Source organism: Bradyrhizobium sp. CCGB12 (genome assembly GCF_024199845.1).
In the GTDB taxonomy this organism is placed as follows: Bacteria; Pseudomonadota; Alphaproteobacteria; order Rhizobiales; family Xanthobacteraceae; genus Bradyrhizobium.
Map to the genome: position 1 here is coordinate 704,168 of NZ_JANADO010000001.1, position 23,649 is coordinate 727,816.

General features: G+C 58.9%; 19 protein-coding genes. 13 read left to right on the plus strand and 6 right to left on the minus strand.

Translation table 11 applies throughout. The annotated features are described in order from the left end of the window. Positions 1-295 precede the first annotated feature (295 nt). Positions 296-1,999 (plus strand): methyl-accepting chemotaxis protein, encoded by a 1,704-nt coding sequence (locus NLM27_RS03250; protein ID WP_254141968.1) that lies wholly within the window; start codon positions 296-298, stop codon positions 1,997-1,999. 123 nt (positions 2,000-2,122) lie between these two features. On the opposite strand, the gene NLM27_RS03255 is transcribed toward NLM27_RS03250, so the two are convergent. The 3 genes from NLM27_RS03255 to NLM27_RS03265 all read right to left on the minus strand — a co-directional run bounded on the left by NLM27_RS03255 (position 2,123) and on the right by NLM27_RS03265 (position 4,454). After that, positions 2,123-2,896: an SDR family NAD(P)-dependent oxidoreductase gene (locus tag NLM27_RS03255; RefSeq protein WP_254141969.1), complete on the minus strand. Its 774-nt coding sequence runs from the start codon at positions 2,894-2,896 to the stop codon at positions 2,123-2,125. Between the two features lie 308 nt (positions 2,897-3,204). Continuing rightward, positions 3,205-4,047 carry a LysR family transcriptional regulator gene (locus NLM27_RS03260; protein WP_254141970.1) on the minus strand — a complete coding sequence of 281 codons (843 nt, stop codon included), beginning with the start codon at positions 4,045-4,047 and terminating at the stop codon, positions 3,205-3,207. A 98-nt stretch (positions 4,048-4,145) separates the two neighbouring features. Further along, positions 4,146-4,454, minus strand: a complete 309-nt coding sequence (locus tag NLM27_RS03265; RefSeq protein ID WP_254141971.1) for a non-heme iron oxygenase ferredoxin subunit — start codon at positions 4,452-4,454, stop codon at positions 4,146-4,148. Between the two features lie 138 nt (positions 4,455-4,592). Here NLM27_RS03265 and NLM27_RS03270 point away from each other — a divergent pair, with 138 nt between their 5' ends. The 6 genes from NLM27_RS03270 to NLM27_RS03295 all read left to right on the plus strand — a co-directional run bounded on the left by NLM27_RS03270 (position 4,593) and on the right by NLM27_RS03295 (position 13,548). Then, positions 4,593-5,861 carry a Rieske 2Fe-2S domain-containing protein gene (locus tag NLM27_RS03270; protein ID WP_254141972.1) on the plus strand — a complete coding sequence of 423 codons (1,269 nt, stop codon included), beginning with the start codon at positions 4,593-4,595 and terminating at the stop codon, positions 5,859-5,861. 36 nt (positions 5,862-5,897) lie between these two features. Continuing rightward, positions 5,898-7,127, plus strand: coding sequence for an NAD(P)/FAD-dependent oxidoreductase (locus tag NLM27_RS03275; RefSeq protein WP_254141973.1), 1,230 nt, complete (start codon positions 5,898-5,900; stop codon positions 7,125-7,127). 71 nt (positions 7,128-7,198) lie between these two features. Further along, positions 7,199-8,494, plus strand: a complete 1,296-nt coding sequence (locus tag NLM27_RS03280) for an ATP citrate lyase citrate-binding domain-containing protein (protein WP_254141974.1) — start codon at positions 7,199-7,201, stop codon at positions 8,492-8,494. A gap of 10 nt (positions 8,495-8,504) precedes the next feature. Next, positions 8,505-11,213 carry a CoA-binding protein gene (locus tag NLM27_RS03285; RefSeq protein WP_254141975.1) on the plus strand — a complete coding sequence of 903 codons (2,709 nt, stop codon included), beginning with the start codon at positions 8,505-8,507 and terminating at the stop codon, positions 11,211-11,213. A gap of 158 nt (positions 11,214-11,371) precedes the next feature. Continuing rightward, positions 11,372-11,629, plus strand: a complete 258-nt coding sequence (locus NLM27_RS03290; protein WP_254141976.1) for a hypothetical protein — start codon at positions 11,372-11,374, stop codon at positions 11,627-11,629. 362 nt (positions 11,630-11,991) lie between these two features. Beyond that, entirely contained in the window at positions 11,992-13,548 is a 1,557-nt protein-coding gene (locus NLM27_RS03295) for a PAS domain S-box protein (protein WP_254141977.1), read from the plus strand. A 249-nt stretch (positions 13,549-13,797) separates the two neighbouring features. Here the strand turns inward: NLM27_RS03295 and NLM27_RS03300 are convergent, their stop codons facing one another. From NLM27_RS03300 to NLM27_RS03310, 3 genes are read right to left on the minus strand one after another with little or no spacing between them, the layout of a single operon-like run. Further along, positions 13,798-15,150 carry an MFS transporter gene (locus tag NLM27_RS03300; protein WP_254141978.1) on the minus strand — a complete coding sequence of 451 codons (1,353 nt, stop codon included), beginning with the start codon at positions 15,148-15,150 and terminating at the stop codon, positions 13,798-13,800. A gap of 42 nt (positions 15,151-15,192) precedes the next feature. Beyond that, positions 15,193-16,143 (minus strand): aldose 1-epimerase, encoded by a 951-nt coding sequence (locus NLM27_RS03305; RefSeq protein ID WP_254141979.1) that lies wholly within the window; start codon positions 16,141-16,143, stop codon positions 15,193-15,195. Between the two features lie 22 nt (positions 16,144-16,165). Beyond that, the gene (locus NLM27_RS03310) at positions 16,166-17,032 is read right to left on the minus strand and encodes an SMP-30/gluconolactonase/LRE family protein (protein ID WP_254141980.1); all 867 of its coding nucleotides are present in this window, start codon (positions 17,030-17,032) and stop codon (positions 16,166-16,168) included. Positions 17,033-17,191: 159 nt separating this feature from the next. Here NLM27_RS03310 and dgoD point away from each other — a divergent pair, with 159 nt between their 5' ends. The 6 genes from dgoD (at position 17,192) to NLM27_RS03340 (ending at position 23,549) form a co-directional block, all read left to right on the plus strand. Then, on the plus strand, positions 17,192-18,364 hold the full coding sequence (dgoD, locus tag NLM27_RS03315) for a galactonate dehydratase (protein WP_254141981.1): 1,173 nt from the start codon (positions 17,192-17,194) through the stop codon (positions 18,362-18,364). Positions 18,365-18,372: 8 nt separating this feature from the next. Then, complete coding sequence (locus NLM27_RS03320; protein ID WP_254141982.1) at positions 18,373-19,149, plus strand: SDR family oxidoreductase; 777 nt, start codon at positions 18,373-18,375, stop codon at positions 19,147-19,149. 69 nt (positions 19,150-19,218) lie between these two features. After that, positions 19,219-20,193 (plus strand): substrate-binding domain-containing protein, encoded by a 975-nt coding sequence (locus tag NLM27_RS03325; protein WP_254141983.1) that lies wholly within the window; start codon positions 19,219-19,221, stop codon positions 20,191-20,193. Between the two features lie 50 nt (positions 20,194-20,243). Next, positions 20,244-21,809 (plus strand): sugar ABC transporter ATP-binding protein, encoded by a 1,566-nt coding sequence (locus tag NLM27_RS03330; protein WP_254141984.1) that lies wholly within the window; start codon positions 20,244-20,246, stop codon positions 21,807-21,809. Next, complete coding sequence (locus NLM27_RS03335; protein WP_254141985.1) at positions 21,806-22,807, plus strand: ABC transporter permease; 1,002 nt, start codon at positions 21,806-21,808, stop codon at positions 22,805-22,807. The genes NLM27_RS03330 and NLM27_RS03335 overlap by 4 nt, the downstream gene beginning before the upstream one ends. Before the next feature lie 4 nt (positions 22,808-22,811). Then, the gene (locus NLM27_RS03340; protein ID WP_254141986.1) at positions 22,812-23,549 is read left to right on the plus strand and encodes a FadR/GntR family transcriptional regulator; all 738 of its coding nucleotides are present in this window, start codon (positions 22,812-22,814) and stop codon (positions 23,547-23,549) included. Positions 23,550-23,649 lie beyond the last annotated feature (100 nt).

Below are 23,649 nucleotides of genomic sequence, written 5' to 3' on the forward strand. Positions count from 1 at the left end.
TGGCGCGATGCGACTGAGTGATCTAGGGGTAATCTAGTGACGCGCAAGTTACCCGTCTGCGTCAATGATCGCGCGACGATCGTCGTAATCTTCAAGAGCTGGCGATGTTACGCACACTCGCAGTGAACCACATCTTAATGCGCTGGAACGTATTGTAGCGACAAGAAAGCGTCCGCGTAACGTCATCGATCATACGTGATGAACCGAGCGAGTTAGAGCGTCACTCTGTCATGATCTGGTCAAGTCCGGCTGGCGAACGCCAGATCCTCCATTCAAAATTTAGTCGAAGGCTACGATGGAAATTCTTCAGAGAAGCAAGTTAACCACGCGGATTGTTCTCGGCTTTCTAAGCATTTTTGCGCTCATGATTGCTCTTACGGCGACTGCTGTCGTCCAGGTAAATCAGATCAATCAGAATCTCACCAGGATGAACGACGTAAATAGCGTCAAACAACGGTTTGCCATCAATTTCCGAGGAAGCGTTCACGACCGGGCAATTGGCCTGCGAGATGTCACACTTGTTGCCGCATCCGAAACCGAAGCCGTAGTCAGAGAAATAGAGCGGCTCGCACAGTTTTACGCGTCCTCGGCAGAATTGCTGGACCAAATGTTCGCCGCGCGAGACGACATCGATCAGAACGAGCGAACGATACTTGCGAGCATCAAGGCGACCGAGAGCAGAGCCATTCCTTTGGCGTCCGAGATTATCCGAAAGCAGCGGGCCGGCGACGGTCCTGAGGCCAGAAGCGTACTGATGGTGGCACGCCCCGTTTTTGTGGAATGGCTCGGCCGCATCAATGAGCTTATCGATCTTGAGGAGCGCGCCAATCGAGAGATTGCAGAACAGACCCGTAACCTTGCCGGTCGCTTTCAGCTCTTGATGCTCTGTTTGAGTGCCGCCGCCTTGTTTGTCGGTGCTTCGGTCGCCTGGTGGAACATCGTCTCAATCAAGCCACTGGGCTCGCTTACAGCCATTATGAGGAAGCTCGCTTCCGGAAATCTAGATATCAACCTTCCGGAAGCGAAGGGCCAAAACGAAGTCTCTGACATCATTCGTGCTGTTCAAGTGTTCAAAGATAACGCATCGGATGCGGATAGACTGCGAAGCGAGCAGGAAGCTGATGCCGTCCGCAAGCAAATGGAGGACGAGCGTCGATGCCAACTGGTGCGAGAATCAAATATCTTTGCTGCAAAGATCGGTAGAATCGCTGAGAGCTTCGTCAAGGTCTCGCAGGAGGTGTCCGGATCAGCGAACCAACTGTCGGATACCGCCGAGAAGGCGACGTCTCAGGTCAGCACAGTGGCCGGTGCAGCCGAACAAGCCTCCTCCAATGTTCAGACGGTAGCTGCAGCAACTGAGGAGCTGGCTGCTTCGATTTCGGAGATCGGTCGTCAGGTGCAGACATCCGCTCAGGTCGCGCGGGGGGCCGTAACGCAGGCTAGGACGACGGCAGATACCGTCACGGAACTGACTGAAGCCGCCCACAAAGTCGGCGATGTCGTGCGTCTGATTCAGGAGATTGCCAGCCAGACCAATCTTTTGGCTCTAAACGCCACCATAGAGGCAGCTCGAGCCGGAGATATGGGCAAAGGATTTGCGGTGGTCGCCTCGGAAGTAAAAGCTTTGGCTACCCAAACAGGCCGCGCCACTGAAGAAATTGCGACCCAGATTGCGAGCATCCAATCTGCGACTGGAGGGACCGTCCAAGCAATTAAGGAAATTGGCGCTGTCATACAGCAAATTGACGAGATATCCGCTGCAATCGCGAGCGCTGTACAGCAGCAGCATATAGCGACCGGCGATATTGGGCGCAATGTCACACAAGCCGCAACTCGCACGGCCGACGTCAGCGGCGGTATTGCAACGGTCAGCCAAGCTGCCGAAACTACTGGTCATGCCGCAAATGCACTCAGGGAGTTTGCTAGCGATTTGTCAAAGCGAGCGGACGAGCTGCGACTCGAAACCAAGGAATTCGTCGCGCTATTTGATGCGGCGTAGAGTGGATGGCGCGTTGGGAAGGGTAACTGTAGAATTCTGACTTGCAATTGTGAGGTTAGGAGATCTGGGTGCAGCTGACGTTCTCACCAGAGGTCTGCCCGTCGTCTTCGCCGGTCGCGGTAGTTAGCCGTGATCGGCGAAGTAACGAGTGCTCGACCAACCGCCGTCGACTGCAATGACCTCACCCGAAATATAGGACGCTTCTTCAGAGCACAGAAAGGCGGTGACAGCCGCGATTTCATCCGGTCTCCCCGGGCGACCTAACGGAGTCGTCCCGACAGTCGCCCGAAAGTGCCAACCTCTCTCCGCAAGCCGGGCTTGGGTCATCGGAGTTTCAATCACACCTGGCGAAATTGCATTCACCCTCACACCGAGGGGACCGCAATCCGCCGCCAATTGACGGGTCAGACCAATGACGCCGGCCTTTGAGGCGGAGTACGGAGCGCTGCCGCGGAAGCCAACCATTCCGAACACCGACGCGATGTTGAGGATACAGCCTTTCGTCTGTTCCAGGTGAACAATAGCGTCCCGGGAAATGCGAAAAACCGACCGGAGATTGACGTTGAGATACCGGTCCCAATCGTCGTCAGTCGTCTCGACCGCCGACTTCGCGGCGCCGATGCCGGCGTTGTTGACCAGGATATCGAGCTTTCCAAACTGATCTATCGCGCTCGAGATCAGAGTTCTCGTCGCATTCTGATCCGTTAATTCCGCGGCGAGCAGACTGAGGCGGCTTGATGATCCAGCCTCGCCATTTAGAGCGCTGAGAGCGTCGCTGTCCTGGCCGGTTGCCAGCACATTTGCGCCGTCGGCGAGAAATCTCCGCACGATGGCGCTTCCAATTCCGCCTGCCGCTCCTGTGACGATCGCGACCTTCTTATCGAGTTTGCCCGACATGCAGTGATCCCTTTGTCAACGCATCAATGCTATTGCCGCAACAAATGCGATGTTTACGACAGCGCATAAGCCGGCAAGCAGCCAAGGATCGAGCGGGTCTGGATCGCGGTAGAAATTGTCTTGTTCGAACCACAGCGGCTCCATGGCATCACCTTTGAGTGAAGTTACTGGCAGCGCCAGGTGGACATACTGGCCAAATCTCGGACGTGCGCCTGTTCATGCGGCCTTTCCTTCAGTGCCATGCTGAGGCGCGGCCAACCTTCTTCCAGGCGGGCTGGATGTCGAGCCGCCGTGATTTGTGAGGGAGGTCAGGCCATCTGGAACGAGGCGGACATGAACTCTATGAACGCCTCCTGCGCCGGCGTTGTCGAAGCTGCAGCGAATAGGGCTGTTTGGGCCGGCGGCAAAGGTGGCAGGCGCCATGCCTCTGGTGCCGGCTTCAACCCGCCGCGTATGGCCCCAGCCGCGATAGCGGTGACACCAAGTCCGGCCTCTACGGCGGCTCTCAATCCGGATAGCGAGCTCGAGACCACCGAGATTCGCCAGTCGATATAAGCCTGCGTGAGGTGCGTCAGCATCAGGTCTCGAGGGTATGAGCCATCGACGAATGTGACCACGGGTATTACGCCGGGGGGCTGGTCGTTTGCGTCCAAATGCGTGCACCAGACCAGTGGTTCGGTACGCAGTATCCTTGTGGGTTGATGAGAGCCGTCTACCTTGGCCACAGCTACGTCGAACGCCGAACGCTTCAGGCGCGCTAGAATATGCTGCGTCAGATCGACAGAAACCTCGATCTGAATGTTCGGATACTCGTTCGCGAAGCGTCGTAAGGCGGAGGAGAGTGGACCATCGGCAACGTCGTCGGTGACTCCGAGACGTAGCACCCCTCCGATTCCCTTTCTCTTGAAGCTCGATTTCACCCTGTCGTGGAATTCGACAAGGCGGACCGCCTCGCTCCGCAACAACTCGCCTTGCGCAGTCGCGCGCATCGTTCGCCCATCCCGCTCGATGAGCTTGCAGTCGAGTTCGTCCTCCAGTTTTTTTATTCGCAGGCTGATTGCGGACTGGGTACGACCCAGTTTGTCGCCAGTTCGGGTGAAGCTGAGTGACTCGAGGATGTTGACGAATGTTCTGAGGTCTTCGATGTCCATCCGCGCCTTCCTGATCGATCGTTCGCTGGCGTACCGAAGCGACTTGCGGCGGACTGGTGCCGGCAGAGTCGTTGGAAGGTGATCCCAGTGCGGGTGCCCTAGTCAAGTAGGACCATGATCCGGTCATCCTCGATACGGACAGGATAGGTCCGCAAGTCGGTCTTGACGATGCCGCCCTGGGCCTTGCCCGTTCGTATGTCAAACAGACCTTGATGAAGTGGGCATTCGATACATCCGTCGACGACGTAGCCCTCCGATAGGTGGGCGAACTGGTGCGTGCAGATGTTGTGGGTCGCGAAGTAATCCGATCCGAGTCGGTAAACGGCGACGTCATGCCCGTCCTTTCGGATTCCAAGAATTTCCTGGCCGTCGAGGTCGGCGACATTCGCCACATGAATCCAAGCCAAAACAGGCCTCCTTGTGCTTTATGGATACATATTGGGGTTGCCACAGGCGATTTTCCCGTGAAATTCGCCAGCCTATTGACTGGCCTTTGTCCATATGTATACATATTCTAATTCCAGAATGAGCGCAAGGAGCCGACGATGGACAAGAACTCGACCCCGAATGGCGGGCGCGGTTACCGCGCACCCGTGCATACTGTGACGCTGCCGGGGGCTTTGAGCCCGGAAGACGCTCTCCGTGCTGGCCCGCGGGCGACGGCTTCCATCGGAGCGGGGTATGAGTCGACCCGACTGCCGATCAGCGAAGCGCGGCATCTGCCTGGTTACATGTACTGGCATCCCGAGGTCTTCCGCCTCGAGAAGGAGAACATGTTCCTCAAGGATTGGCTGATGGTGGCGCGTGAAGAGGAAGTCGAGGAGCCAGGCGACTATCTCGTTCTTCGCATCCTCGACGAGCCGATCATCGTCGCCCGAGACGAGGATGGCCAAATTCACGCCTTCTACAATCGGTGTGCACATCGCGGCGTTGCGGTTGCGCGCGAGGCCGGCAATACAAAGGAATTCACGTGCCCGTATCATGGGTGGCTGTACGACCTCTCCGGCAAGCTCCTGGGCGCGCCGCACATGCGCAACGCCAAGAACTTCGACCCGAAGAACTGCCGGTTGCGTCCGCTCTCGCTGTCTCGCTGGGGAGGGTGGGTCTTCATCAGCTTCGCTGAAGCCCCGGTCGCCTTCGCAGAATTCATTTCCGACTTCGAGAAGGACTTCGGCTTCCTGAAGCAGGAAGACTGCCGTCTGGCGGAGAAGCTCGACATTACGCTCGAGTGCAACTGGAAGTTCGCGAAAGAGAACTTGATGGACGCCTATCACAGTCCGGTTCTTCACAAGGAAACGATCGGAAAGAACCTTTCGCCCAACCGGTACACGGGAACACGCAGCGGCCAGGGTGCGTTCACCGCCTTCTATCGCGGCGCGCCGATGACCGAGGACAACAAGTCTCGCTTCGGCATTATGCCTTCGCTCGCCGAGAAAAATGAGACCGAGGACTTTGCCTGTGCCGGGCATCTTTCGCCGAACGTGCAACTGTTTGCGCGCTCAGACAATGTCCATCCGTTCGTCATCTGGCCGATCACTCCGACCAAGACCCGTATCTATTGCTATCAACTGTTCCCGAAGGAATGGTTCGATCGGGACGGGTTCGCCGACAAGGTGAAGGACTACACGCTCTACACCACGCGCGTGCTCGAGGAGGACTCCGGCATGATGGATACGCTGCAAGATGCAGCGTTTTCGCCGCGCTTCGTGCCTGGATACATGTCGGAGAAGGAGCTGGGGGTCTACAACCTGATCAACAGCAACCTCGACCGGACATTCGGTACGGAGCAGTCGCAAAGTGAGGCGGCTGAATAGAACATGCGGCCATCATCCGAGTTCGTCTCATCTCCCATGGAAGCGCCGCGAACCATCGTCCTGGTCGGCGGCGGTCTCGCCGCGGTGTCGGCGGCGGAGAACCTCCGACGCATCGGTTTTGATGGCCGACTGATCTTAGTCAGCGGGGAGCCGCACGTTCCATACGATCGGCCCCCGCTGTCGAAAGCTTTCTTGAGCGGCTCCGTACAAGAAGCCCCACTACTGCGCGACGCTGAGTTCTTCAGCACGGAGCGCGTTGAGATGGTTTACGGGCAAGCTGCTTCGATCGATCTGCATCAGCGGCGTGTCTGTCTCGAGAAGGGGGGCAGCATCTCCTTTGACCGGCTCCTGCTCTCAACCGGCTCTCGTCCGCGGCAACTCCGGGCTCCATTTGCCGCCGTGTCATCGCTGTACTACCTGCAATCACTTGATGACGCCAAGCGCTTGAAAACGCGGCTCAAGGCTGGTGCAAAGGTCGTTGTCATCGGTGGCGGCTACGTCGGCTTGGAGGTCGCGTCTACCGCTTCCGAACTGGGATGTAGCGTCGTGGTGATCGACCAGGCATCCCGGCTGCTTCAGAGGTCGGTCATTCCGGAGGTCAGCGAGCACATGCTGCAGCTGCACCGTTCCAAAGGTGTGGTTGTGAAGCTCGGAGTGACGATCTCGCGGTTGGAGCAGTCTGCAGACGGCTGCAGGCTCCACCTCAGCGATGAAACCGTAGTCGATGCGAACACCGTCGTCGTTGGAATCGGCTCCGTGCCAAATACAGAGCTTGCCGAGGCGATAGGTCTTCATGTCGAAGACGGGATCCGCGTCGATCCTTCGATGAGGTCTACGAATCCGGCGATCTTCGCCGCGGGCGATGTTGCGAGCCATTGGAATGGAATTCATGACCGCCAGGTGCGCCTTGAGTCTTGGCAGAATGCTGCAAGACAGGGAGCCATCGCCGCAAAGGCGATGTTGGGCCAGGAGGCAAGCTATTGCGAAACGCCGTGGTTCTGGACGGATCAATTCGGAACGAACGTTCAAATCGTGGGTGTGCCCGCGTCGCACGACAAAGTGGTTATCAGGGGCCGGCGCGAAGATAACCGTTTTTCGATCCTTCAATTGAGCGAGGGTCGAATCGTCGGGGCGCTGTTGGTCAATGACGGCCGAAATGTTCGACCGGTACGGGAGGCAATCGATCGGAAAGCCGAAGTTGACACGCAGCTCCTAGCCGATGCTGACGTTCCGCTTCGTAATCTATTGGCAGCCCAGGCGGCCTGATCTTCCATAACGCGGCGGGACCTTGTCCGCCGGCCCCGGTCAATCAATAAGTTGCAGTGTGGAGGGCATAAATGCAGGTCACGGGCATGCTGCACGGGGCGAAGCTCTTGCAATTTGTCGGTTTCCCCACCGCTGAGGTCCTGGGACCGGACGCGAGTGAAGAGCAGATCAAGTGCCTGATAGATCGCCACCACTCGATCTTTATCAAGCCGGTGTTCAAAGGCGGCGTTGGCAAGAAAGGCAAGGCCGGGTTACTTGGACGGGTTTCCGATCTCAAGGGTGCTCTGTGCGAAAAAGAACGCCTCTATTTTGCCGAACACCGTCAAGGAAACGTAACCGCCAAGGCCAATGGGGTTACTTTCGAAGGCGCCGTCCCGGCTGCGCACGAGATTTACTTCTCCATCACCGATAGCACCCGTTTCCGCGCTCCAACGATGACATTGACCCATAAGGGCGGTGTAGACATCGAAGAGCTCGATAAGAGCGAGGTCGTACAAGTCCCATTTGACCCGCTTACCGGCTTAAAGGCCTTCGTGGTCGCCAACGCCCTTTCAGAGTTGAATGCGCCAAAGGAGCTCATCTCTCCATTGGTGCAGCAGCTCCCAAAGCTGTGGGAATTGTACCACGGCTTCGGTATGACCACGATCGAGCTCGACCCAATCAGGATGCGGCCAGATTCCAAGGGCCGGTTAACGCCGGTTGCTTGCGATTTCAAATGCTCCTTTGACCGCGATGACATGCGCTGGCAACGGCTCGACCTTCCTAGCCATCTACTTTCCGATGGGTACTCGGATTTCGAGGCGGAGATCAACCGGCTCCGAACCTACCAGGGGCAAAGCGATGTTTGCGTGATCAACAGCGAGGGGACGATCCTCGCGCCCACTTTTGGGGGCGGCGCCAACTCGCTCGTGACCGAGATTCTCGGCGACGACGCGATCATCTCGTCTGACTTCGGCGGCAACCCGTCCTATGAGAAGATGAAGGAGGTCGCACGCGTTTGCTTCCGGCACTGGCTAGGCCAGGCGAACGTACTTTTCATCATCGGTGGAAAGTCGAACAACACGGACGTTTTCGAGACGTTTCGTGCGCTCGCCGATGCGTTGCGGGAGCATGTAGCTCGATACGGTCCGACCCCGTTATTCATTGTGGTGGGGCGAGGTGGCCCAAATCTCGTGCGCGGCATGGGTGCCCTGCGCGACACCGCTGAAGCGCTGGGGTTGCCCTACCGATTTTTTGGATTCGACTCCGACATGAGCGAGGTCGTGGGCTACGCGCGAGAAGCGGACCAGTGGATGAAACGAGGCGGGCGCGAGCTTATCGCGCGTTCACTGAACGCTGGCAGTCGAGCGCAACAGGCGACCGCTTAAGGAGATCGGCGTGCAGAAGACAAGCAACGGCAACTTCAAGTACCACGTCGGCATTAGCTCGCTCGAACAGATTGCGACGCGGGCAGACAAGGTTTGCGTCCTCAACATCCTGGGCAGCGAGTCGACCGACGTAACGCCCGTAGGTCATGCATATTCCGGAGGCAATGTCGTATTCGGAACGTCACCGGGGCGCCGTGGGCAGGTTCTAGAAACGGCGCTTGGCGGCGTTCCGGTCTTCAACAACGTGCGGGAAGGCCTGGAGGCGGGTCTCCGCTTCAATTGCGGCGTGGTCTACCTACCACCGTCCGGTGCTCGAGACGGAGTCGCCGAATTGATTCGGGTCAATCCCGAGCTTCGAAAGATCTTCATCGTGACGGAGAAGCTCTCAGTTCACGACAGTAGAGAGATACGCGCACTCGGGCAGCACAATCGTGTCGATATTTTCGGCGGCAATAGCCTCGGGGTAGCCGATTCCTACCAACGGGTGCGCATTGGAGGAGCCCTCGGCGGCGACAACCCCGCCGAGATACTGAAACCAGGCTCGGTTGCAATCTTCTCCAATTCGGGAAATTTCACGACCACCATCGCCGCCTACCTGCGCATGGGCGGATGGGGAACGACCACGCTGATTTCAAGCGGCAAAGATATCTATATCCAGTATGCCGCTCCCGAATTCGCTTTTGCCCTCGCCAATGATGAGCGAAGCAAGGCGGCAGTGCTGTATGTCGAGCCGGGCGGTTACTATGAACTCGATGCCCAGTTCACGAAGCCCGTAGTCGCCTGCGTAGTTGGTCGCTGGAAGAGCCGGCTGGCACGGCCAGTTGGTCACGCCGGCGCCATGGCCGGCGGAGACGATGATGCGGCCGCCAAGGAACACTGGTTCCTGGAAAAGCTTTGCGTCGATGGTGTCTTCACGCCCGACAACCCCGTTGTCTCCAAACAGGGCGCGGTGGTCACCAACATTGCCTTCATCCCGGCCGCACTAACGGCAGTGATGCGTAAGAACGGGATTGGCCACGACTTCGCGCCGGAGGCTAGTCTCGCGCTAAAGCCTTGGTTTGGCTCGAACGCCGGGCTCGACCTCCCGAAGCACCTCGATTTGCCGGAAGTCGAGGCAATAGCGCCCTATGGCGCCCAGATTACACAACTCAATTGCCAGATCGGCGTGACTTATCCACGGCAGTCCATGAAGGACGTCTCCGGCGCCTCACAAATGGATCCACAAACGCAGATCACGAGCCTCCACGGGACGTCGCTCTTGGAGGCAGCACGCCATCCCATGGAGGCCAACCTTCTGCTCGCCCTCTTGCGCGAGCCGGCGAGCGAGAATGATCGCGCCCTCGTGAATGCGGCAATAGCGGCAGAGGTAAACCTTTACAAACGGCCTGAACTCGCCGCGGCGGAGGCGTCGCGGGCGGCTGGAAATTCGCCAAATGTCGCACTGGCTGCTGCGGCAAGTCTGGTCGGTCCACGGCGGGTTGAGACAGCCCGGCGCATCTGTACCATGTTGACCGATCGGTTTGCGGAAACGGGCCTTGCAGATGTGCTCGATGAGAATTTCGACGTCAGGCTGATAGGCGCAGACGACGGATTCGCGAAGTTGCTGCTGCAAGCGACACCCGATCCGCGGGCCGAGGCACTGATCAATGCGATCACAGCGCGACGCGCCCGGTCGGTCTTCCTACGCTTTTTGCACAGCCTCGGCGGTCATCCGACCCATGACGCCGTCCTTGCGGCCATCGCGACGACGTTGGCATGGAAGCCATTGATGCGAAAGCGGATCTCGCGTGCCACAGCAGAAAGCCTACCGTGGTGGCTGCACCTATTCGGCGTCCTCCTCGGCGCATCTGTTTCGGCGATAGAGCATAAGCCATCATCCTTTTGCGGTGTTTCAAACGAAAAGCTGATGAACCGATACTCTCTCGGCGAGATTGGTTGTCTCGCTATCGTTGGCCGAAACAAGGCTGATCCGGGCAGCGTCTTCATATTCGATACGTTGATAGGGCTATTATTGTCGAATGGTCCCGGTACGATCTCCGCGCAGGGCGCCAAGGGTGCGGTCTCGGCTGATGGGCCAGAAAGTCCAGACCGCGTGCAGCTTAACAAGGCGACGATCGGCTTTTTGACCCATAGCGGTTACGCGCATGGCGGTAACGGGTATGAGGCCATCGCGTTTCTGATCGAACAGTTTAAAGAGACCTCTCTGGTCGATCCTGGCGACGCCAATCATGGAATTGATCTGGAAGCGCTCGCCGCGAAGACGGCAGCGAACTATGCGCAATACAAGTCTGAGCGAGCGCGGGGAGGCGGTACAGGTCTTCAAAAAATTCCGGGGGTCAACCATCCTGTCTTTAAGGACAAAGCCGTCAACCACGATCCTCGAGAACGTTGGATTCACGACCTTCTGACTGATCGCGGCGAATACAACGTCTTCCACGCCTATTATCGCGCGCTCGTCAAAGCGCTATTCGAAGTGGGTGTGTCGCGAGTAGTGTACTGTGTCAACATAGACGCGGTTATTGCGGCGCTGTTGCTCAAAATGCTTTGGCAGCCATACCGCGACGGACTCCTATCCAAGTCAGCGCTCGAAAGCGCGGCATTCACGATGTTTATCCACGCTCGAATGCTGGGCTGTGCCGCCGAGATCGACGATCACATGAATCGAGGTCGAGACATGGACATGCGAACGGCAGCCTCGCAGTGCCGGTTCGTGGCCTGAACCTGTGGCGCACGGTGCGAGCCCCTTGGAGATCGACGGCAACAGAAACTCTTCGTATTGTCTCCGATCCACGCTATTTGGCGGAGCTCTTGGGAAGATTTTGGGAGCAGACTGGTGTCGACCAGGCGCGCTTGAAGAGGCGTCTAGCGGGGAATTTCATGTACGACGTTTACTTGAACGGAAGGAACGACCTCCTAGTCGTGCCGCGTGGATCTCCTGTTCCTTCGGATTTGGGCGGAAATTGGCGTAAGAAGAAGCGCGCCGTACGGTCGGTGAGTGAACTAATTCGCGAAGACGTGCAGCGCCTCGGCTACCACCTTCGCAGCCTGGTGGAGCGTCGAGCGCTGCTCGCGACCGACCCGAGAACTGACGAAGTCGCGCTGGGGTATCTCACGTCATTTGATTCGTCGAACTGAAGCAATTGTCTCGCGAGCCAGCATGCCCCATGATCGAAATGCCCTTCCGATGCTCCCGGGCCGAAAGTCTCCTACGCCATAGGTTGGTTGACAGTCATGTGGACTGGCGGCGTTGCAATGCAGGTTCCTTGCGTGATCTGGGCGAAGAGAGTCGAAGCGCGATCGGTTTGCAGTGCCGCGTGAACGTTTCGAAGGGTTGAGACCAATTCTCCTTGCTACCAGAGAGAGTCAGTCGGGAAGCTCAGGCCGTCGTGTCGCCACCTATGATGCGGGCCAGGAAGGTGTATAGTAATCGCGTCAAGCTCTAGGAAAAAAGACGCATCGCAGGCGCTGATTTCGCATACGCTTCCGGAGGGCACGACATGATTGTCACGGAGCAAGTTGTTGCGAGAGGACGGAAGAAGGCGATCAATCAGATCGATCGGTCTGAAGATTACCTCCGGCGGGTCATCGACGCCGTCCCCGCCCTGATGTGGCTCAACCAACCCGACGGAGCCATCGAGTTCGTCAATCACCAATACCTAGACTTTACAGGCCTGTCGAAGGAACAGGCGCTACATTCGAAGCTGGTGAAAGCAGTCATTCATCCAGACGACGTGGCAGGCCTGTCGGAAGCTTTCCGCGCGATATGGGCGTCGGGTATTGCTGGAGAGGCTGAAGCGCGGTTGCGCCGTTTTGACGGTCAGTACCGCTGGTTTTTGTTCCGCACCCAACCGCAGCGGGACCAAGCAGGCAAGATTGTCGAATGGTATGGCGCGGCGACCGATATTGAGGACCGCAAGCAGACGGAGACTGCCCTTCGTGAGAGCGAACAGCGCTTTCGCGATTACGTCGAAACGGCTACCGATTGGATATGGGAGACCGGGCCAGACCACCGGTTTTGCGGTCTGTCAATACACGCCAAATCCGTCGACATCCTGGCCTCGGGGCTCATCGGTTTGCTTCGCTGGGAGCTCGCATCCGATGTCGAATCGGAGCCCGAGAAATGGCGGCAACATCAGGCGACGCTGAATGCGCATCTTCCGTTTCGCGACTTCGTGTACCGCGCTGCAAGCCGCGATGGATCTCCGCTCTACATTCGTACGAGCGGCAGACCTCACTACGACACAAGCGGACAATTTCTTGGCTACCGGGGCACCGCTACCGATATCACTGCGACCATCCGTGCCGACCAGGCCGAACGGGCCTTGCACACCGCGCAAGTGGAGCTTGCCCACATCACCCGTGTGACGTCCTTAGGCGAACTGACGGCGTCGATATCTCACGAAATCAACCAACCACTTGGTGCAATCGTGTCCAATGCGGGAGCATGCCTCGGATGGCTCGACCGCAATCCTCCCAATTTAGAGGCTGCGCGCCGGTCAGTGGGATGGATTATCGACGACAGCAATCGGGCGACCGAGGTGGTTCGGCGCGTCCGGGCGCTCGCGAAGAAGACCGAAGTGGAGATGGGACCGCTCGACCTCAATGAGGTTGTCAGCGAGGTGATGGCGATTGTGAAGCGAGAATTCGTTAGCCACGAAACCGCTTTGCGGATGGAGCTGGCTCCCCCACTGCCGAAAATTCTAGGCGATCGAGTCCAACTGCAGCAGGTGATTATCAACCTGGTGACGAATGGCATTGAGGCCATGAGTGCAGTAACCGATCGCTCGCGTGAACTGGTCATCAAGTCGGGGCAGAACGAAGCAGGCTGGATGTTCTTGGCTGTGACCGATTGTGGCGTCGGGATCTCCGCTGAGAACGCGGACACGATTTTCAATCCGTTTTTCTCCACGAAATCAGGTGGCATGGGGATGGGGCTCTCGATCTGTCGCACAATAGTAGAGGCTCACGGAGGGCGACTGTCTGCTTCTCGTAATCTTGGGCCTGGCGCGACTTTCCAGGTCGTCCTTCCGCCATACTGCGATGATGCACGATGAACGCCAGTGCATATCGGAGCTGTCCTGATAAGCTCCACAATTCGAGCGTTGGATTCCGGCTCGCACCTGGACACTCGTGTTAGAGGGGGCGGTCAGGAAAGATGCCCGCTCGAATTGGGCATCTCATCGCTCGGATATCGGAGAGCGCAGGGCGTTCGCTCGTATTCAAACAGAGCGTCGAGACCGCTCGATAGTCCCTGCCAGGCCTATTCTGAACGGAGCGGTCTCGGACTATCTGCTTTAGCGAGGCTACTGTCTCGCCGATCCAAACTCTGCAGCAGGCTCTCGCCCCGGTGCGTTGCGCTCGGCCTGCTTGAGGCCATGATCTTTGCAGGACAGCGCTACGACCAGGCCTGATGCGATCAAGCAGAGCCCAAGAACGGATAGTCCTGCGCTGGTATCGCCCAATCGAGTTGAAAGCCAACCGAGAATCGTAGGACCAAAGAAACCGCCTAACGCTCCGATAGAATTGATAGTCGCGATTCCAGCTGCCGCGGCGGCGCCGGTCAGCATCGAGTTAGGAAAGCTCCAAAAGAGAGCATTGACCGTTAGGCCTCCTCCAATTGCCACGGAGATGAATGCGATCGTCAAGACGGTGTTTGACCCGACGTAAGCGCTCGCTATCAATCCAAGTCCGGCGAGGACCCCCGCAATTGTCGTGTGCCATCGCTTCTCGTTGACTTTCTCGGCATGATGAGATGCCCAGAGCATTATGGCTACGCTAATTGCGTAGGGAATAGCCGTAACGAGCCCGACGGTAAGATTGCTTCGCACACCTGTCGACTTGATGATCGACGGCAGCCAGAAATTGATTCCATATATGCCGATCACCAGAAGGAAGTAGATCAGGACGAAGGTCCAAACCATGCCGATCCGTAGCAGGTGGCCCAGAGGATAGTCTGACTTCGTCTTGTTTTCTTGAGCGAGGTTTCGCGACATGATCAGCTTTTCTTCGGCAGATAGCCAGTGCGCCGTTTGGATGCCATTGTTCAGGTAAAACGGGATCGATGCCCCAAGGACAACCGCGGGTATCGCTTCAATGATGAACATCCATTTCCAGCCCTGCATCTCTCCGGCGCCCGACATGGAGTCGATGATCCAGCCTGATAGTGGTCCACCGATAATAAACGATACTGGCTGGGCAATCAGAAGCAGCGCGACGATCCGTGCCTGACGATAGGATGGATACCAATAGCTCAAGTAGAGGATCAAACCAGGAAAGAATCCCGCCTCGGCTAGACCAAGAAGAAATCTTAGAATGTAGAACATGGTCTCGCTGCTGACACCAAACAGCGCGCCAAGCTCGCCGGTATATGCCATCGCGCCGGAGATAATTCCCCATGTGATCATGATGCGAGCTAGCCACGATTTTGCGCCCACCTTGTGCAAGATAAGATTGCTGGGCACCTCGAACAGCAGGTAGCCGAGGAAGAATATTCCGGCACCCAAGCCATACGCCGCTTCCGACATCCCGAGATCGTTCAGCATCTGCAATTTTGCGAAGCCAACGTTCACCCGGTCCAGATAGGCGACCATGTAGCACGTAGCGATAAAGGGTAGCAGCCGCCAAGTCACCGTTTTGTAGATCTGCTCTTCTGACAAAGTATTTCCTCCTACCTGTTTGTTTTCTCTTGGACACGAGCGTCACCAGGCGTGTGTGCTGTTCTGGCGATCCGGAATAGGCTTGCATAATGGTGTCTGCGGGACCGCATGAGGTGCGAACCGGCATGTGGCGGCTAGCGATTCGCCCTGTCGGAGAATCGCAAGACCGTTCGCTGCCGGACCTGCCGGCATGTTGTGCGCATTCACGAGATGACTGACGGGTTCGACGCAGAGAAAGTCGGCCGCCACTCCAGGCGAGTAGATGATGCAGGTCGAAAGGGGCGGATCGGCCGCAACATCGAGTACCAACGAGCGCTCGGGCCAGACGATGCGCGCAGCGCATGTCCATTCTTCAAAACCATTGTTGATCCAGCCCTTTGGCAGGACGCGTTCGCTTCGAAAATCCCAATCCGGTCGCAGCTCAACCGCAACCCGTCGGGTTGGAAGATGTCGCACATCCTCCAGCCACACCAGAGGAGCGGGAGCAAGGAGTCTCGTTTGCGGTGTTCGCGGAAACCACGGATGCAATCCGAGTCCATAGGGCAGTGCGGTTGCCGCCTTATTGGTGATTGCGAGGGCTACTGTCAGAGCGCCTTCATCGAGCCTATAGCAAACGTCGGCGCGATAAAGGAATGGTCCTGGTCCTTCACTGTCGAGACTAAGGCAGGCAGAGTGGCGCCCGAGGCGTTGAACTTGCCATGGTAGCCCGAACGCGTTGCCGTGGATTGGGAAAGGCTCTCCTGGCAAATTCGGTTCTAGAGGGTGGAAACGGCCCTCAAAGAAGAAGCCGCCGTTGGAGATCCGGTTAGACCACGGGGCGAGCAAGTTGCATCCCAGTGCAAAAGGGTCGCGGGTGTGTTCGGGAGCGGGCCTGAACAGTGGCTCGCGGCCCTTCGGGCCAAGAAAATCATAGCGCGCTATGCCGGCGCCGAGGCTGGGAGTGATCTCCAGCTCGGCTTCGCCGTCTGAGAGGAAAACTCGTTGGCTGCCCATTTTTTTTGCCGTGCTTCGTATGTTATCCAGCGAAGCGAGCAGCCGGCAGGCCGGCGACGTCCACTTGCATGGTCAGGACGCCGCCCGCCCACGGTTGTGCCGCCAAGTCGGACGGGGCCAGGTCCCATCTCGCGCTGGTGACGTACAGCGTTCGGAGATCGGGCCCGCCGAACGCGCAGCTGGTTGGCTTCTGCACTGGAAGAGGGATGACCCGGTCGATACTCCCGTCCGGCGCATATCGGACGACGCGCCAGCCATCCCACTCGGCGTTCCAAAGATATCCTTCGCTGTCGATCGCCGAGCCATCAGGGGAGCCGGGATCGCTCGTTGAGACGAACAGCCTCTTCTGCGAGATTGCCCCGCTCGGCGCGTCATAGTCATAGGCGTAGATCCGTCCATCGAGCGTGTCCGCGAAGTAGAAGGTACGGTCGTCGGGACTCCAGGCCAGCGAATTGGGTATCCCGACGCCATTCTCCATGCGGTGCACCGTCAGGTCGGCATCGAGTCGATATAGGCTGCCTGTATATTCGGTACCGGCGTCGTCCATGGTGCCGGCCCAGAATCGTCCTGAGCTGTCGCACTTTCCGTCATTGAAGCGATTGCGCCCGATCGTTGCCTCGGGACGGGCGATCCAGCGAAACTCCTCCGTCAGAGGCTCGAAGAAGGCAAAGCCACTCTCCAGCGCGAGCACCATTCCCGACGAGCGGCGCAACGCGAAGGACGCGACACGCTCCGGCATCAAACATCGCCGAACAGATTCGCTTGCACTGTCGAACCGCTGCAGCTCGCGACCGGCGATGTCGACCCAGTAAAGCGCCTGCTCCCGGACGTCCCAGATTGGTCCCTCGCCAAGTTGATTCCGGCAATCGACGGCAAGCTCGATCGTCATCGCTTCACCCCCTACGACGGCTGCCTGTCAATCGGGGGCTGCTCACCCCTTTCCCGTTTTGGGATTGACAAACGTCAAGATACGATCTTATTTCTTATTCATACGATTAATAATACGATATCATCGGATCAGCAAATTCGCAAGATGAGGGGCAATGACGTGAAGATCACCTCGGTGACGACCCGAGTCGTGAATGCCGAGATGCGCAACTGGGTCTTTGTGCGCGTCGAGACCGATCAACCGGGGCTTTATGGCTGGGGCGAAGCAACGCTTGAATGGAAGACGCGCGCTGTCGCCGGTGCCGTTGAGGACCTCGCTCCGCTCTTGCTCGGGCGCGATCCACGCGACATCGAGCAACTCGTGCGAGTCATGAAGAAGCAAAGCTTCTGGCGCCTGGGAGTGATCGGCACGTCCGCCGTCTCGGGCATCGAACTCGCGCTTTGGGACATTTTCGGCAAGTCGCTCGGCGTTCCCGTCTGGCGCCTGCTTGGGGGCAAGGTGCGCGACCGGGTGAAGGTCTACACCCACCTCGGTCTGGGCGACATGCGCGCTGTTTACGAAACGCTCGAGGCCGAGCCGCTGGTCCAACGTGCGCGCGAGGTAACTGCCAAGGGCTATCGCGCGTTCAAAGCAGTATTCATCCCCTACACCAACTACACCGCGAGCCTGTCCGAAGTTGACAAGGTCGCGCGCATGATGGAGGCGCTACGCGCAGCGGTCGGGCCGTCAGTCGAGATCATGATCGATTTCCATGGACGGACGGCGTCTGTCTCGGCAGCGCTTGCCTATATCGAAGCGCTCGCGCCTGCGCGTCCGCTCTTCGTAGAGGAGCCGCTGCCGCCCGGCGATACGCCGAGCCTCGCCGCTGTGACCGCCAAGAGCCGTGTTCCGACCGCCGCCGGCGAGCGTCTCGTCGATCGCTTCGAGTTCGATGATCTTTTCCGCTCCCGCGCCGTGGACATCGTTCAGCCCGACATCTGTCATGTGGGCGGACTGCTCGAGGCCAAGAAGATCGCTGCCATGGCGGAGAACGCCTCGGTTGGCATCGCGCCACACAACCCGCTCGGGCCCATTGCTGGCGTCGCCGCGCTGCACTTCGCTGTCTCGACCCCCAACCACGTTATACAGGAGGAGATGGTGGGCGCCGTTCCCTGGTACTTCGACGTCGTACAGGGCCCGATTCGAATGGTGGACGGCCATTGGCAGATTCCGGAGGCGCCGGGCCTTGGGATCGAGGTGAATGAAGCCGCGTGCGCGCGCCATCCCTTCCAGCAAGAGGTCATCCATACCGTCAATGCCGTTCTCGACGACGGCACCGTTGTCGACTGGTGAGGCACGCCATGGCAGGACGTTTGAAGGACAAGGTGGCGGTTATCACTGGAGCGGGGCGCGGCATCGGGGAAGCAATTGCCCGCGCCTTCGCGGCGGAGGGGGCCGCCGTTATCGTGGCCGAGAAGGCCCCGGAGACGGGGCGGGCGGTGACAGAATGCCTCGTCGCGACTGGCGTCGACAGTCATTTCGTCGAGACCGACGTGGCCGCGCCAGAGAGCTGCCAGCGCTTGATCGACGATGTGCTCTCTCGTTTCGGTCGAATCGACGTTCTCGTTAACAATGCCGGCGTCAACGTCTTCCACGAACCGCTTGAGACGACTGAGGAGGAATGGCGGCGTTGCTTCGCCGTTGATCTCGACGGCGCCTGGCATTGTTGCAAGGCCGCGCTGCCAAGGATGCGCGAGCGTCGCGCCGGGGCGATCATCAATGTCGCCTCGTGCCATAGCTTCGCGATCATCCCAAGCACGTTCCCCTATCCAATAGCCAAGCACGGGCTGCTCGGCCTCACGCGGGCGCTCGGCATTCAATACGCCGCTGAGAACATTCGGGTGAACGCAATCTGCCCAGGCTACATCGAGACGCAGATCGCCCGCGACTATTGGGCCTCGTTCCCTGACCCGGAAGCCGAACGCCGAAGGGCATGCAACCTTCACCCACCACGCCGCATCGGCCGGCCGGAGGAAGTGGCCATGACTGCCGTGTTCCTTGCTTCTGACGAGGCGCCGTTCATCAACGCGGCCGCGATCGTCATCGATGGAGGTCGATCGGTTCTCTATCACGAGTGACTCGCCGGCCGCCGGTGGCCGATAGCACAACAATGACGGTTCCGACCGGACCGGAACGAGGAGGAAATCATGAAGGTCACTGGACTTATTATGGCTCTATCCGCGGCCTGCGCTGCTTTCCCGGCTCACGCAGAGAACACCGTCAAGTTTGGCTACATCAACAAGATGGGCGATCATCCTTGGTTCGTCCGCGAGGTCCAGGGTGCCAAGGACAAGGCCAAGGAACTCGGTATTGACCTCAAGGTCCAGGATGTCCAGTTCGATGCCAACCTGACGGTCACGACATTTGACACCTATGTTGGAGACGGGGTTAAGGGCATCGCGATCGTTGTCCCGGACCGCGCCTTGGGTCCGGTAGTCGCTGACAAAGCGAAGACGTCAGGTGTCGAACTGATCGCCGTCGATGACAACATAACGTTCAAGGACGGAAAGCCTGTCGCCTATGTGGGTATGAACGCACTCAACATCGGAAAACAAGTCGGCGGCGAAATCGCTCGCATCATGAAAACCGAGGGCTGGGACAAGGACATCGCTTCTGTCAAGATCGGCTCTATTGAGGATCAGAAGGCTGACACCTGCATGCGTCGCAATCAGGGCGCACGCGAAGCTCTTGTGGCCTCAATTCCCGGCGCCGAAAAGCAGATGGTCTCGATCCCCTATGACAACACGATGGTCAACGCGATCGATGTCGTCTCGACGACGCTGACGGCCAATCCCGGTGCGAAGCGATGGGTGTTCTTCTCCTGCAACGATGACGGAGTGCTCGGCGGCGTGCGTGCCACCGAGAATGCCAGCATGGATCCGAAGACGGTGATCGGAATCGGGATCGATGGCTCGCGCTCTTGTGAGGCATTTGGCTCGGGCAAGGCCAATGGTTTCCGCGGCACGATGTGGTTGGATTCGGCAAAACACGGAGCGGCTGCGATTCAGGCCCTGTACGACCAAGCAAAGGGCAAGCCGATGAAGGAGACGTACTATCAGGACGCCACCCTCATCAACCGGGACAATTTCGATCAGTACAAGCCTGCGCTCGGCTGCAAGTAATCCTGATCATCTGAAATGCGGCGGGGCCTGCCGCCGCGGCGGGAGTGTTCATGGCAAGACCGGCATTAACCGACGTGCACGACATCGCTCCGCCTGTGGCCGCCGTTTCCGGCGTCAGCAAGCGCTTCGGTGCCGTGCAGGCGCTGAGCGATGTCTCGCTCGAGTTTCGGCGGGGAAACGTCCTCGCACTGGTGGGCGAGAACGGGGCCGGCAAGTCCACTCTTATGCGAATCCTCGAAGGAGAGCACCGTCCTGACTCCGGAACTGTCCTGGCTGAGGGCCGGCCTGTCACCCTCGTGACCCCGCGCGAAGCGCATGCGCACGGGATTCGGGTGATCCATCAAGAGCCCGAGATCATCCCCGAACTGACTGTCGGTGAAAACATCTTCATCGGCGACTATCGTACCCGCGGAATGGTGTTGCTCGACCGCCGCGATCTTGCGAGCCGTGCCGCGGCTTTGCTGTTCGAGTTCGGAGTGGAGGATGTGCTGTCGCCTGACATGCCCGCTCGCCAGCTCGGTCCGGCGCAGCGCCAGCTCATCGAGATTATGCGGGCATTACGTCCCGGCGTCCGCCTGCTGGCTTTCGACGAACCGACGTCCTCCCTGACTGAGGACGAAGCGGGCCGGCTCTTCACCATTATACGGCGCATGGCGTCGTCCGGAGTTTCGATCGTCTACATTAGCCATCGGTTGCGCGAGATCATTAATCTTGCCGACCGGGTGGCGGTGTTGCGCGACGGTCAGCTGGTCGATACCGTGCCTACTACGGATGTGGACGAGGAGAGACTCGTCCGGATGATGGTCGGGCGGCCCGTGACGGAGCTGTTCCGGCGGCGCACGGCAAAGCACGGCGCCGTCCGGCTCAAGCTCGAAGGCGTGTCGACTGTTCATGTCAACAACGTGAGTCTGGAGGTGCGGGCCGGTGAGATTCTTGGGCTCGGTGGACTGGTGGGCGCCGGCCGCACGGAGGTGGCGCGCGCCATCATTGGCGTCGACGAATTAACTGGAGGGCGCATCCTGGTCGACGATCGTCCAGTGCGAATGCGCGAGCCGCGTGACGCTATCGCTGCCGGGATCGGGCTTGTCCCCGAGGACCGCAAGCAGGAGGCGCTGCTTCTCGTCCGGTCGGTGCGTGAGAACGCAAGCCTCGTCGTACCCGACAAGGTCTCGCGGTTTGGCATTTTCAATCGCCGGCGCGAGACTGCAATCGCGACCGACCTTGTGCAGCGCTTGCGCATCAAGACGCCCAGCGTCGAGCAGGCCGTCGGCAAGCTCTCTGGCGGAAACCAGCAGAAGGTCGTCTTCGCCCGCTGGCTTGCACGTGAGCCAAAAGTCCTGATCCTCGACGAGCCGACTCGCGGTATTGACATTGGCGCGAAGGCTGAAATTTACCGGCTTGTCGAATCGCTCGCCGACGACGGAATGGCCATCCTCCTTATCTCATCCGAGATGCCGGAGCTGCTTGGCCTGGCCGACCGGATCGCCGTGATGGGCGCGGGTGTAATCACCGGGACCTTGCCTGCGTGCATTGCCACGGAGGAAGCCGTGCTTGAACTCGCCATGCGCCGTGGATCGGCGGATGTCTCCTCATTTGTAAACGGAACACACGCATGAGCACGATGTTAGCATCTGCAACCGGATCCTCTGGCCGATCTCACCGCGGGCGCCTTTTGACGACCGTGGGTGCTCAGAATCTTAGCCTGCTCATTGCGCTCACCGTCCTGCTGGCGATCTTCGGCTGGCTCCGAGCGGACGTGTTCTTCACCGGTCGTAACCTCGTCAATATTGGTCTCGCGATCACCATCCTGGGCATCTTGGCGATGGCGCAGACGGTCGTGATCGTCTCAGGCGGGCTCGATATTTCCGTGGGCTCGGTCGTCGGCCTCACGACCATGGTTGTTGCACTCGTGATCCAGGCGACAGGCTCGGTCGCATTTGGGCTTACTGCGGGTATCGCATCGGGGCTTGCCGCCGGCGCAATCAATGGCCTCATCATAGTCTATGGCCCCGTGAACGCTGTCATTGCAACGCTGGGCACCATGTCGGCGTTTCGTGGTCTTGCCTATATCACCAACAACGGAAACTCAGTGCCGATTCTGGACGATGCGTTGCGCGTACTGGGGATCGGAGTATTCGCCGGCATCCCACTTGCGATCTGGCTCCTGCTCATCGTCATGGCGGTCTTCGCTCTATTCATGCGAGCTACCGTAGTGGGGCGCAACATCTACGCGATCGGAGGCAATCAGACCGTCGCGCGTCTGGCAGGCATCCCCATCCGCCGGTACCAGCTCGCCATTTACTCCATGAGCGGTGGGGCCGCCGCATTGGCGGGAATCATCTTGGCCGGGCGCACGATGTCGGGTCAGCCGGCCTCGGGCAGCCAGGGTCTCGAACTCGAAGCTATCACAGCCGCCATATTGGGGGGTTGCGCGCTGCAGGGCGGAAAAGGCACCATCGTGGGGGCCATGCTGGGTGTGTTAATCATCGGGGTTCTGAACAACGGGATGATCCTTACCAGCGTGCCGACATTCTATCAGTTGCTGGCCAAGGGCGCGCTCCTGGTCCTGGCGGTCGTCATTCAGGAACGCCAGCGCGCCGCAAGCGGGGAGTAGTCACGTGGAGGAAGTCTCCGGCTGGCAGCAAGCCGGTTCAATTTCGACAGGCGGCGAGGGCGGCAAGGTCCACGACGCGACCGTGCGCATTCTGGGCGGCTGGATTCTTGGCGGCCGCTACCGGCCTGGCGAGGCTTTGCCACGCGAGGACGACCTTACTGTTGAGCTTGCTGTCAGCCGGACGACGCTGCGCGAGGCGGTCAAGGTTCTTACCGCTAAGGGCCTGCTGGAGGTACGACCACGGATTGGAGTAAAGGTCCGACCGCGTGACGATTGGCGTGTCCTCGACCCGGTTGTGCTGTCGTGGCATCCGGACATCCGCCGAGATCCTGATCTTGTATCCGGTCTGATCGAAGCGCGACGCATCATCGAGCCAGCCGCCGCCGAACTCGCTGCTCGCCGCGCCACCAGCTCGGATCTGGCAGTCATCGAGAAGGCCTATCTAGGGATGCGCGCCGCCTTGCCGACGGATCTTAACGCTTGTTGCGAATCAGACCTCGCCTTCCACGCAGGGGTGATTTCCGCCAGCCATAACGTCGTGCTGCGGGCGCTCGTTGGGACGATTGAGGCCGCACTTCGGTCGAGCTTCCTGATCACCGGCGAACTCATGCGGGCGCAAAACAAGGCTATCGATGCACATCACGAGGTGCTCGAATGCATCCGCCTGCGCGATCCAGTCGGTGCGCGTCGAGCGATGAATCAACTTCTCGACATTGCAGCCGAAGATCTGCAGACGATTTGAGAGTTGGACGACATCTGCACGATGTCGGTAGCGCGGCCAGCTCAACGCTGGGTCCTTAGATCGCATCAAGAAGCGGCTGCAAAACTCATGTACGAAACGA